This is a genomic window from Cerasicoccus arenae, assembly GCF_014651635.1.
Classification (GTDB): domain Bacteria; phylum Verrucomicrobiota; class Verrucomicrobiia; order Opitutales; family Cerasicoccaceae; genus Cerasicoccus; species Cerasicoccus arenae.
The window spans coordinates 1-12205 of record NZ_BMXG01000008.1; the positions used below are offsets into that span (position 1 = coordinate 1).

11 protein-coding genes and 1 tRNA gene are annotated in these 12205 nt (G+C 51.1%); 7 read left to right on the top strand and 5 right to left on the bottom strand.

The window, feature by feature from the left end; genetic code table 11:
• Window positions 1-623 precede the first annotated feature (623 nt).
• Window positions 624-700: transfer RNA gene (locus IE065_RS07695), tRNA-Met, on the bottom strand.
• A gap of 2 nt (window positions 701-702) precedes the next feature.
• Between IE065_RS07695 and IE065_RS07700 the strand changes: the two genes are divergently transcribed.
• The 7 genes from IE065_RS07700 to IE065_RS07730 all read left to right on the top strand — a co-directional run bounded on the left by IE065_RS07700 (window position 703) and on the right by IE065_RS07730 (window position 9626).
• Window positions 703-918, top strand: coding sequence for a hypothetical protein (locus IE065_RS07700; protein ID WP_229792074.1), 216 nt, complete (start codon window positions 703-705; stop codon window positions 916-918).
• A gap of 94 nt (window positions 919-1012) precedes the next feature.
• Window positions 1013-1858, top strand: coding sequence for a 30S ribosomal protein S2 (rpsB, locus tag IE065_RS07705; RefSeq protein ID WP_189513576.1), 846 nt, complete (start codon window positions 1013-1015; stop codon window positions 1856-1858).
• A 38-nt stretch (window positions 1859-1896) separates the two neighbouring features.
• Window positions 1897-2487: a translation elongation factor Ts gene (gene tsf / locus IE065_RS07710; RefSeq protein ID WP_189513578.1), complete on the top strand. Its 591-nt coding sequence runs from the start codon at window positions 1897-1899 to the stop codon at window positions 2485-2487.
• Between the two features lie 69 nt (window positions 2488-2556).
• Window positions 2557-3804: an aminoacetone oxidase family FAD-binding enzyme gene (locus IE065_RS07715; protein ID WP_189513581.1), complete on the top strand. Its 1248-nt coding sequence runs from the start codon at window positions 2557-2559 to the stop codon at window positions 3802-3804.
• A gap of 38 nt (window positions 3805-3842) precedes the next feature.
• On the top strand, window positions 3843-4541 hold the full coding sequence (locus IE065_RS07720) for a hypothetical protein (protein ID WP_189513583.1): 699 nt from the start codon (window positions 3843-3845) through the stop codon (window positions 4539-4541).
• Between the two features lie 404 nt (window positions 4542-4945).
• Entirely contained in the window at window positions 4946-8521 is a 3576-nt protein-coding gene (nifJ, locus tag IE065_RS07725) for a pyruvate:ferredoxin (flavodoxin) oxidoreductase (RefSeq protein ID WP_189513585.1), read from the top strand.
• Window positions 8522-8609: 88 nt separating this feature from the next.
• Complete coding sequence (locus IE065_RS07730) at window positions 8610-9626, top strand: dihydroorotate dehydrogenase-like protein (RefSeq protein WP_189513587.1); 1017 nt, start codon at window positions 8610-8612, stop codon at window positions 9624-9626.
• 68 nt (window positions 9627-9694) lie between these two features.
• On the opposite strand, the gene IE065_RS07735 is transcribed toward IE065_RS07730, so the two are convergent.
• From IE065_RS07735 to IE065_RS07750, 4 genes are read right to left on the bottom strand one after another with little or no spacing between them, the layout of a single operon-like run.
• Window positions 9695-10522, bottom strand: coding sequence for a hypothetical protein (locus IE065_RS07735; RefSeq protein ID WP_189513589.1), 828 nt, complete (start codon window positions 10520-10522; stop codon window positions 9695-9697).
• Window positions 10523-10540: 18 nt separating this feature from the next.
• Window positions 10541-10972, bottom strand: a complete 432-nt coding sequence (locus IE065_RS07740) for an ExbD/TolR family protein (protein ID WP_189513591.1) — start codon at window positions 10970-10972, stop codon at window positions 10541-10543.
• Between the two features lie 6 nt (window positions 10973-10978).
• Window positions 10979-11389, bottom strand: a complete 411-nt coding sequence (locus tag IE065_RS07745; RefSeq protein WP_189513593.1) for an ExbD/TolR family protein — start codon at window positions 11387-11389, stop codon at window positions 10979-10981.
• A gap of 29 nt (window positions 11390-11418) precedes the next feature.
• Window positions 11419-12198, bottom strand: a complete 780-nt coding sequence (locus IE065_RS07750; RefSeq protein ID WP_200163165.1) for a MotA/TolQ/ExbB proton channel family protein — start codon at window positions 12196-12198, stop codon at window positions 11419-11421.
• Window positions 12199-12205: the final 7 nt, after the last annotated feature.

Here is a 12205-nt window from a genome sequence, read left to right on the forward strand (position 1 = left end):
ACGTAGACGTTGGGCTTCCTTCACGCTCATACCGCCAAACTGCTTCTTGTAGCGACTAAATGTTGCTTGGCTAATGCCGTCTTCATCAACGCTCAAGCCTTCGCTGTCGCGTAAAATACGCGATAATGTCTTCTGTCTTTCGGCGTCCTCGTTTCATGATATCGGTCCTTTCATAAAGGCCAAATACAGTCAGTTCAAGTGGTCGCGCTCAAAGGGACCCAACCAAAACCACACAACTCGATCTTACGATCAATAAGAAGGGAACAAGTGGACTGATCAGGACGCCAGTGTCTGAGATTTAACAGTGAGGAACGAACGATGGAAACCGAATTAATGCCTACTCAGGGCGAAAGTCATTCGATCAGACGCCAACTGCATTGAGGTTTGGTTAAGAATCTAAATCAATCTTTGAACATCAAGTTACCGCTCGAAACAGATACTAAAGCGTTTTAGATGAATTGGGCTCATATTATAGCATTGCCTGATTCCTGTCCAGTTTCCGTGCAACACATCGTACAATAGATCAGGCTAAACCCGCATTTTCGTGCATCAGGCTGCATTGACGCCAGTTCTGCCTAAAAACAACAAAGCCCGCTAAGTCATTGACCTAACGGGCTTTAAATTGGGTGCAGGGGCCAGATTTGAACTGACGACCTTCAGGTTATGAGCCTGACGAGCTACCGGGCTGCTCCACCCTGCATCGTGGAAAAGCCGAGAAACAAACAAGGTTGCCCCCACCCCTGCAAGAGAAATATTTATTTTTTTTCATTTTTCTTAAAACAGCGCGATTTTGCGATGTGCGGAGAGGTAATAAAAATACGATTTTCCGGCTTGCCAGCAGGTTTGCAGCGCCTAGTCTTCCGCCCTTCATCTGATCAAGCGGCTTCCCGGACCGATTTGATTTTAAAAACTGAATAAATCCCAAAAAGCGACTCCTGAACAAGGAGAAGCCTCTGAAGATCCAAGGTTCGCCCACTGCCGGAATGGTGCGAATACGGAGCCCACATACAATATGAATATCACTGTAAAAGACCTGTTGGACGCCGGTGTGCATTTTGGCCACCAGACCCGCCGTTGGAATCCGAAGTCGAAGCCATACGTCTTCGATCACCGCCACGGTATTTCCATTATCGATCTGGAAAAAACCTACGCACTACTCGAGAAGTCCTACGCGTTCGTTGAAGAACTTGTTGCTAGCGGCAAAGACATCATGTTCGTCGGCACCAAGCGCCAAGCTCAGGAAATCCTGCGTGAAGCTGCAACGACCTGCAATATGCCTTTCGCGGTGAACCGCTGGATGGGCGGTGCGCTGACCAACTGGACCACTTCCAAAGCCAGCCTCGAAAAATACAAGCGTTACCTGCGCATGGAAGCTGATGGCGAACTGCAGAAGCTACCTGGTAAAGAAGGTGCCGCGATCCGTCGCGAGATGGCCCGTATGCACCGCAATTTTGAAGGCATGCTTGAGATCAAGGGCATTCCAGCTGCATTGTTCATCATCGACGTAAAAAGCGAATTGATCGCTGTCGCCGAAGCCCGCCGCTTGAAGATCCCGGTTGTTGCCTTGGTCGACACCAATTCCGACCCAACTATCGTCAACTACCCGATCCCGGGTAATGACGACGCCGTCAAGTCCATCCGTATGGTCACCGAAGTGATTATGGAAGCCGTTCAAAACGGCCTTGCTCGCCGCAGCGAAGTGCGCAACGCCCCACAACAGGGCATTACGCCAATCGTCCGTCAGGAATTCGTGGACAACGAACCCGAAGTCACCTTCTCTGACGACATCGTATTGGACGAACCGCGCAAGGCTCCAGCTGAAGAAAGTACCGAAGCTCCAGCGGCCGAAAAAGAATAAGTTTTAATCTGCAAGAAAACCCGAACGAAAAAACTACCATGTCAGCAATCTCCGCAAGTATGGTCAACGAGCTCCGTCAACGCACGGGCCTCGGTTTGATGGACTGCAAAAAAGCACTTGTCGAAGCTAACGGCGACCAAGAAGCCGCGATCGATTTCCTCAAGAAAAATGGCGCAATCAAGGCCGCTAAAAAAGCCGGTCGTGAAGCCAGTGAAGGCATCATCGAGAGCTACATCCACATGGGTGGCAAGGTCGGCGTAATGATCGAACTCAACTGCGAATCTGACTTCGTGGCAAAGAACGACGGTTTCAAGGCATTAGCTCGTGACATCGCGATGCACATCGCCGCGGCTAGCCCTGTTGCTGTCAGCCGTGAAGACGTCTGCCAGGACATCATCGCTAAGGAGCGTGAAGTCGCCGTCGCTCAAGCCGAAGGCAAGCCAGCACAAGCCATTGAGAAGATCGTTGAAGGCAAAGTGAACAAGTTCCTGTCCACCGTGGCATTGCTTGAGCAGCCTTACGTCAAGAATACGGACCAGACCGTACAAGAGCTGTTGACCGAAGCCATTCAGCGCATCGGTGAAAACATCAAGGTTCGCCGTTTTGCCCGCTTCGCCATCGGCGAGTAATCATGCGCGCTTAAATTGATTAATTTACAAGCCTTCGCTCTTTTTCAGGGGCGAAGGCTTTTTTATGCAATGCCCTCCTCCTCCTCCCCCCCCCCTCACATTGTCGTTGTCGGTGGTGGCCCCGCTGGCGTCTTCGCAGCACTCACGGCAGCAGCTAGCCCAAACGGTAGCACCGTGACTCTGCTTGAAACCGAGCCAATGATCCTGCGCGCTTGGCGATCTCCTGGTACCCTGCCGGGCGGCCTCACCCGCGAGATATGGGACCCAGCAGAATTTGCCACGTTGCTGGGAGCAGGGAGTAAAGAAATGATTGGCCCTCTTACTCGCTACGGCCCAGGCGATTTCGAAGCCTGGTTGGAAGAACATGACGCAGATTTACAGGTGGACAAAAATGGCCGTGCCCACATCCGTGGCACCCTCCCCCTAGATGTGGCGTTATTCTTTGAACGTAAGCTAGCCGAGGCCGATGTGAACGTCAGGACTTCCAGCACGCTTCGCGCAGTAGATATCAAGTCCACAGGCGGCTTCTGGCTAACCCTTGCAGATGAACGCACCTTGCAGGTCGATCAGCTTATCTTAGCTGCTGGCGGCTTAATCGCAAATCCGACACGACGTATCGTTCAGGACCTTGGACACACGATCACGGACTGCTTCCCTGCGCTGACCGGATTCCAATCGACCGACAGCCGACTACGTGGTGTGAGCGGCGCTTTGGATGGCCAGTATGAGATACGTGTTGGCGACACAGACCACATGGCAACTGGGCGTATCGCAATCGAGGCTTGGGGATTTAGTGGCCCAGCAGTCTGGGAGCTATCGACTCGCCAAGCCCATTATCTCGACAAGCTACACAATCGTTTTCCTCTACGCATCAGTTGGTTGCCCGGGGGGGCGCGCATGGCGGCGAAACTTATTGAGGAACAGCTTAGACGTTTTCCTAGTGGGCGCGTGGGTGCATTTGAGGATTCACGTATTCCGCATCGACTCTGGAAAAACCTGTTAACCTCCGCGAAGCTAAGCGGAGAGGAAACCTGGGATTCGCTCACTCCTCCTCTGCGCTCCTCACTCGTCCGAGAACTAGCTTCTGGTGAATACGAGATTGTGAAGAAAAAAAATGTCCGCGGTGTAAGCTCTGTTTTGGGCGGCGTCACCAACGACGAAGTTGATTTCCGCACATTGGCCAGCCGCCGCGTACCTGGATTATATTTCGCAGGAGACATACTCGACGCCTGCGGCATCGGTCCCGCAGAAAACCTCCAAATAGCATGGACGACGGGCTGGATAGCAGGTAGCCAAGCCACCGACATTGGACATTAAACTCGACGGCTCCTTGGCGAACCGTTGAAAATCTCATTATGAAAAAAATTCGTCTGCTTCTTTTCATTTCCTTATTATTTCCAGCCATTTCATTTGCCGAGACGAAGAAGGGCGAATTTTGGGAGGTTGGCGATGGCGAAGGCGGCACAATTCTTATTAAGCTTATGCCGGACTGCTTTGCCCGAACCAACTATTCCAAGGGAGAACACGGCTATTTGGGAGAGATGGGTTACTGGCACCGAGCAGGCAGTGTTACAACCGTGCTCTACGATAGCGGCTGGTCGGATGTCATCCGGAAGAACGAAGACGGATCGTTCTCAAAGAATGGCTATAGCCCAACGACACCACTTGATGGCAAACCCAGCAACACCTCGCCCGCCAAGCAAGTCAATCAGCGCCCACTCTTTGAGCCCGTGCCAGTGGAGAAATTCATAGGAGTTTGGAAGCTGATCGATGAGAACGGTGATATGTTCTACCTCGACATCAAAGCCGACCATACCGCTCGTAGCAGCTATGCCGGTGGCCCAGAGGGCGTCTTTGGCGAAACGGGAGTCTGGCGCTACGAGGGCAATCGCATAACGATTGTATATAACTCAGGCTGGGTGAACATCATTGTCTACGGCGATGGGAAATTCATGAAGTATTCTTATGGGCCAGATCAGATTCTCGCGGGCGAATTCAACAATACATCTAGTGCCGAAAAAGTTGCCCCCAAAGAAGCGGGCGTCACTTACTAAAAATTTTCTGCGTAAGATATTTGCACTAAATTCTGCCCCGTCAAAACAGAACATCGAACTCGCTTTTTATCAACGGTGAGATGAGGAGAGCAACGGGTTTAATCTCATGAGGAATCGGCAGTTCCTAATTCCTTCAACGACTTGTGCCAATATAGACCAATGGTCAGCAGTTCTGCTGGCTCGTAAACATTTCAGTTGGCTATTTCATCAAGAAGTATGGAGCTTACTGCGATAGGGAGTGAATATCCGATCGGCACACAGAAAACATCAATTGATCCACGGATGTTCAGTCAACAGGAAGACCGCACCCTGTTGATTAGGAATTCTAATTATATGCATATCATTCATTAGATTTTGTTGCATTAAGCAATCAGGCTTTTAACGTTGCTTATTAGAAAGCAACCATGAATAAGCCCAGTAACTTTGTCATCACCGACGCCAACGAAGCAGCTGCGTCGGTAGCCTACCGTCTCAGCGAAAATATCGCGATCTACCCGATCACGCCGTCGACTCCGATGGCGGAGCTCTCCGACGAATGGTCGCAGGCGGGGAAAGAAAACCTATGGGGCGATATACCAACAGTTGTTCAGATGCAGAGCGAGGGTGGCGTGGCTGGCGCTCTACACGGAGCATTAACCGCTGGCACACTCGCAACTAGTTTCACTGCGTCTCAAGGGCTGCTGTTGATGATCCCCAATATGTATAAGATAGCGGGAGAGTTGATCCCTTTTGTGCTGCATGTGACCGCCCGAAGTTTAGCGACACACGCCCTATCGATCTTTGGAGATCACTCGGATGTCATGGCCTGTCGCCAGACTGGCTTTGCGATGCTGTGCTCAAATAGCGTGCAAGAAGCACAAGATCTAGCTGCCATAGCACATGCCGCCACGCTGGAGTCCCGGATCCCTTTCCTTCATTTCTTCGACGGCTTTCGCACTTCGCACGAGATCAACACCTACGAGCCTATAAGTAATGACATCCTTTCTGAACTGATCGATGAAGACGCTGTCTCCGCTTTCCACCTACACGGGCTGAGTCCTGATTCGCCGGTAATCCGCGGCACCGCTCAGAATCCAGACGTTTTTTTTCAAGCTCGTGAGGCTGCTAACGACTACTACGACGCCCTACCCAGTATCGTGGAGAATGTGATGACACGCTTTGCGAAGCTAACTGGCCGGCACTATCAACTTTTTGAATACACTGGCGCGGAAGACGCTACCGATGTCGTTATTGCGATGGGCTCTGGCGTAGAAACATGCCAACGAGTTGCTAAGGCACTGAACCATGCAGAGGGTAAAACCGGCGTCCTCTCTGTGCGATTATTCCGCCCATGGTCCCTAGAACATTTCATCGAAGCCCTCCCCCCCACCGTCCAACGCATTTGCGTACTCGACCGCACTAAAGAACCTGGCTCCTTGGGTGAGCCGCTTTATCAGGATGTCGTCACCGCTTTGCGCGAAGCGCGTGACCTCGGAAAAATTCCAGCTGAGCCAGTTGTATTGGCCGGGCGCTATGGCTTGGGAAGCAAAGAATTCAACCCCTCGATGGCCAAGGCAGTCTTTGATAATCTAGCAAGCGGCGACCCCATGAACCACTTTTCCGTGGGCATCATAGACGACGTCACGCACCGCTCCCTGTCGGTTGACGAAACTTTCAAACTAACAGCCGAAAACATGTTCTCCGCAGTATTTATCGGGCTGGGTAGCGATGGCACTGTCGGCGCAAACAAGAACACGATAAAAATCATCGGCGAAGAAACTGATAACTGCGCGCAGGCTTATTTTGTTTACGACAGTAAGAAAAGCGGCGCGATGACAGTGAGTCATCTGCGATTCGGACCTAAGCAAATCAAGGCACCATATCTCATACAAAGCGCAAAATTTGTGGGCATCCATCAATGGCAGTTCGTTACGAAATACGATGTGCTCAAATACGCTGCTCAAGGCGGCACTGTCCTGATGAATTCACCCTTTCCGCCGGAAAAAGTCTGGGCCAAGCTACCCCTTGAGGTACAGGAAACACTCATTGAGAAGCAACTAGAGCTCTATGTAATCGACGCCTACGCGGTCGCGCGTAAGGCAGGAATGGGGGGGCGTACAAACACAATCATGCAGACCTGTTTTTTCGCGATATCCGGCATCCTGCCCAAAGATGAAGCCATTTCGAAAATCAAATCCGCCATCGAGAAGACCTACACCCGCAAAGGCCCAACGATTGTAGAAAAGAATTTTGCGGCAGTCGATCACGCTCTGGATTCCCTTTATTTGGTAGACCTCCCCGCCAGTGCCAACTCATCAACTATATTTCCCCCGGTAGTGGCAGTGGAGGCACCAGACTTTGTCCAGCGCGTTACTGGTGTCATGCTTGCGGGTGACGGCGATCGCCTACCAGTATCTGCTTTCCCGATTGACGGTACATGGCCTTGCGCGACCAGCAAGTGGGAGAAGCGCAATATCGCAACAGAGATCCCCGTCTGGGACCCGGATGTCTGTATTCAGTGTGGTAAATGCGCACTCGTCTGCCCACATGCGACCATTCGCTGTAAGCACTATCCCGAAGGAGCACTTGATGAAGCACCGGAGGATTTTCTTTCCGCCATTTTCAAGGACAGGAAGATTACAGATCACCGTTATACGATCCAAGTGGCACCCGAAGATTGCACGGGTTGTGGTCTCTGCGTCACCGTCTGCCCAGCAAAAAACAAAGCTAATCCGCGTCGTAAGGCCATCAACATGGAGCCGCATCAGGAAACAGCTGAACGCGAACGCATGCGTTGGGACTTTTTTGAAACACTACCACGGCCAGAGCGCACCGAACTGGGACTGACTGTTCGCGATACCCAACTACGTGAGCCGCTCTTTGAATTTTCCGGTGCCTGCGCGGGTTGTGGAGAAACGCCTTATCTAAAGTTACTCACACAGCTCTTTGGTGATCGCCTGATGATCGCCAACGCAACGGGCTGCTCTTCCATCTATGGCGGTAATCTCCCCACCACCCCCTATTGCACGGATGAGAATGGCCGCGGGCCCGCTTGGAGTAATTCGCTTTTTGAAGACAACGCAGAGTTCGCCATGGGCATGCGGCTCGCTGTCGATAAGAAGACTGAGATTGCACGATCTCTGCTCCAGAAACTGGCACCACAGGTTGGCGACATGCTTGTTCGTGAGATTATGATGAGTCATCAGAAGGACGAACTCGCTGTCTTTGCTCAACGTGATCGTGTGGCCGAGCTTAAGCGCAAGCTGGGCCAGATTAAAGACCCTTCAGCTCGACGCTTAATGGTCTTTGCCGACTTCCTTGTTCGCAAAAGCGTGTGGGGCGTGGGGGGCGATGGCTGGGCCTATGATATCGGCTTTGGTGGTCTAGATCACGTTTTGGCCAGCGGGCGTAATGTCAACATTCTCGTCCTTGATACCGAGGTATATTCCAACACCGGTGGCCAAGCCTCGAAGTCCACACCAATGGGAGCAGTGGCTAAGTTCGCCGCAGGAGGCAAAATAACGCCAAAGAAAGATCTCGGCCTGATCGCAATGGGCTACCGTAATGTTTATGTGGCCAAAATTGCGATGGGGGCCAATGATCGCCAAGTCATTGCTGCGTTGGACGAAGCAGAGAGCTACGACGGGCCGTCGCTTGTCATTGCCTATAGTCACTGTATCGCCCATGGCTACAATTTAAACTTTGGACTGAGTCAGCAGAAACTCGCCGTCGAGAGTGGGCATTGGCCGCTCTACAGACACGACCCACGTCGTTTGGATTTAGGTGAACCAGCGCTCCAACTCGACAGCCGCGCCGCCAAGAGATCGCTTCACGAATATGTGGACAACGAAGTCCGTTACCGTGCGCTTTCTCAAATAAATCCTGAACGCGCCAAAGAACTGATCTCAGCAGCGGAAGCGCATTCCGGCGAAATGCGCCGCCTCTACGAAAACCTCGCCCATGTTAATAAACCCAAGCCTAATAACGGCACGCCTATTTAATCCAACTTGAGGCATCATATGAAATGGAGCGGGTTCATTGATAAACAGACGCTTCTTCTCACACTGATGTCTCTGGGAATTTGAAGCCATGAAACTCGAAACAAAATATCTGGGCTTAACACTGCCCCATCCATTTATTCTCGGCGCATCTCCACTGGCCTCCAATCTCGATCGCATCCGGCATGCAGAAGACGCCGGAGTGGCCGCCATTACGCTACACTCCCTTTTCGAAGAGCAAGTATTGCGTTATGAGGCGGGAATGGAGGCACATGTTTATGCACACGAAGACAGTTTCTCCGAAGCGGGTAGCTACTTTACTAAAGATGTAGATTACCATTATGGGCCAGAGGAGTATCTTACCCATATCAGCCGAGCCAAGGAAGCCGTCGACGTACCGATCATTGCTTCTCTCAACGGCACTCATCTTGGCGGCTGGTCTTATTTCGCCAAAGAGATCGCACGCGCAGGAGCGGATGCTCTGGAACTCAATCTGTATTACCTACCGCGAGTTTCCGATGAGTCGGCGGAAATCGTCGAATCGCGCTTGGAAGAGATCGTCAAATCCGTCTCTGAATCCGTTGATCTTCCCATTGCAGTGAAGCTGTCTCCCTTCTTCACTTCACTAGCGCACGTTGCCCGACGTCTGGAGAACGCTGGTGCCAAAGCACTGGTGCTTTTCAATCGATTTTACCAGCCTGATATCAATATTGAAGAATTAGAGCCAACTCCCACATTAAAGCTATCAGACTCCAGTGAGTTGCTTCTGCGTTTACGTTGGCTGGCGGTGTTGTTTGGTCGCTACCAAATGGATCTCGCCTGCACAGGCGGTGTTCACAACCGCGACGATGCATTGAAGGCGATCATGTCCGGAGCCGATGTCCTCCAACTTGTTTCTGAGCTTTTGCTTAATGGCGTAGATCGCATTGGCGTAATTCGTCGCGAGGTCGAAAATTGGATGGAAGAAATGGAATATGAATCTCTCGCGCAGATGAGGGGTAGCATGAGCTACTGTCGCGCTCCAAATCCGGAAGCAATTGAGCGTGGTAATTACCTACGAATTCTCCAGTCATGGGAGCCAGGAAACACACTGACAGAAACTCAGTAGTCTCGTATACGGATCAATATCATTGGAAACACTAACGGCTTAACAAGCCAGCAACCTAATCCACCCAATCAATTCTCTAATCGAGAAACTTGAAAAGCTCCGAAATAAACGTTGGACGAGCCACCATTAAGATTAAATAGAGCGAAACTCTGGATTTTCTGGCCGCCTTTGTTTTCGAATGTGCCCTTGGGAGCTTCCCAATTAAAGCTGCGGTCCGGAAAATGGTGAACCACGTTATCGCTCAGGGTGATTATTTGTAAATCGTACCGAAAATCGTCGTGGATGGTTATCCCGACATCAACGCCCTCGGGATCAATAAATACACGGGTATTAAAACGCGGATCAGCATCAAGTATTTGGTAAGTGCTGAGCCCCTTGATCACCGCGAAGACCATTGCTCTTCCCTTGCCTAATTCACTGAGTCCGACCGCGTCAGCCTCGGCCCGCAAAGCAAACCCAACGCTGGAAATCGCCTCTGAATCACGCTCAAATCGGTTGGTAAAACCATCGAATTCAAATCGCATAGAAAACACATCACCAGATTGCAATGGCCCGTCAAAGGCGCGAAAAGCCGCCGTCTCTTCAAAACCGGTGCCGTTAGCGAAAATTCCGAGAGCCTTCCCTTCTCGAGCAGATTGCTTAAGGTCGCTATTTGATTCTGTATTGGCTGTGAAAAATCCGGCGTACTGCTCTTCATCCTCCTTTGTGTATTCCGGCGAAAACAATCGCCAGTCGCCGAAACCACGTCCGCTTTGGTCTCCCGACTGCCAGCCATCATTGTACGCGTCATAGTACGCCTCGTCCTCCGCAAAGACGTATGACTGCGCCAGCATCGGCGTTGCGCCGTAAATCAAGCCCAAGAAGACAATTGAAAATTGATTGAAATTAATTTTCATCGAAAAAAACATAAGGAATCAGCCTTCGCCAAAAGACACTGAGGTTATCCCAACCGCCTTAAGCGCATTGAGCACATTGACTACGCTTTGCTGGTATGTCTCTGGATCTGGCTGAATAATAACCAACGTTTTTAGGCCTGCCCGATCAGAGGACTCTTTTAGCTGCGATAGCGTGCGTGTTAAATTGGGCAACGATGTTTGCCCAGGATTATCGGTAGGCATGCCATTCAGTAAGACAGTCCCATCAACCAAGATGTCGATGTAGTGTTGCTCGGGTAATGGCGTGTCCGGCGGTGCAGCCATACTAGATGGAAGCTTAACACCGAGGTCCGCCTCCTCCTTCACAATTGTAGTCGTCACCATGAAGAAAATCAGCAACAGGAAAACGATGTCGATCATAGGCGTCAGATCGACTTTGTCTTCATGTATCTGTGAATGCCGGGCTTTCATCGGTAATTATTTATCGCTTTGGAAGGTAGCGAAAACGACGTCCGGCACGCCCCCTTTGGCTGTGGCGGCAAAGACTTCGCGAACATGTTTGAAAGGCACACGTGCATCCGCTCGAACATAGACCTTGAGACTGGGTACGTCCGATTTGTTTTGCGAAATAATTGCAGGCAAATCGTCGAGCACAACCAGTGTCGGTCCGTAATAAATGGAACCGTCATCTTTCAGCGTCACCGTAATGCGGTTGGCTCGGTCCTCCGGGATAGTCGAGCTTTCTGCGATGGGCACATCGATCTCCACCTGCTGCATCACCTGCATGTTAGCGACGGTCATAAAAAAGACGATGAGCAGGAACACGATGTCGATCATCGGCGTCAGGTCCGGCAAATCAGTCGTCTCATCGATGGGGCGCGGCTTCATAGTGATATACTGAATCGAAACAACAGGAATTATTCGGCAGAGCTACGGTCCTCGTTCAGCATCCGATGCTTAGTCATCAGGCGCGTAAATTCGCCTAGGCGTTCATAAATCCCGGAAGAGGCGGCCATATACTTATTCTTAAAATAGAAATAGGCCATCAATGCGGGGATTGCAATTAGCAGGCCGGTGGCTGTCGTAATCAGTGCCTCAGAAATATTATTGGCTAATAGCTCTGGCTTGCCTAAGCCTTGCGACGCAATGTTGCGGAAGGCCTTAACCATGCCGCTAACGGTACCGAGCAGCCCCATCATCGGGGAAACCGAGGCGACAACTTGTAAATACTGGACGAACACCATCGGCCCGGCCAAAACCTTGCCCGCCCGTTCTTCCATGGCTTCGTTCACAGCAGTGACAGAATGATGCCCTTCCTGAATGGTTTCAAACGCCACGCTAAGGATTTCCGTCATATAGCCATCGTGGGCCGAACAGGCGCTTAGCCCCGCTTCGACCTCACCATTCATAATGGCCGTGCGCAGATCCTCACTCGCCTCGGGCTGGATGAAACGTTTTTCCCGAATGAGAAAGCCACAGTAGCCAGCCAAACCTACCGTTGCAATCGAGAACAAGAGCAGCGGATACATCGCCCATCCTCCTTGGAGAAACATTGTCCACAAAGTAATATTTTCCTCCATCGGCGCAACGAGCGCGGGATCTGTTTGAGCACTCACCACATTCGATAGCAAGCAATAGCCAACCATCGAAAGAATCACGAACCGTAGGTTCAACACTAGTTTTTTTGATATGCTCATAAGATGA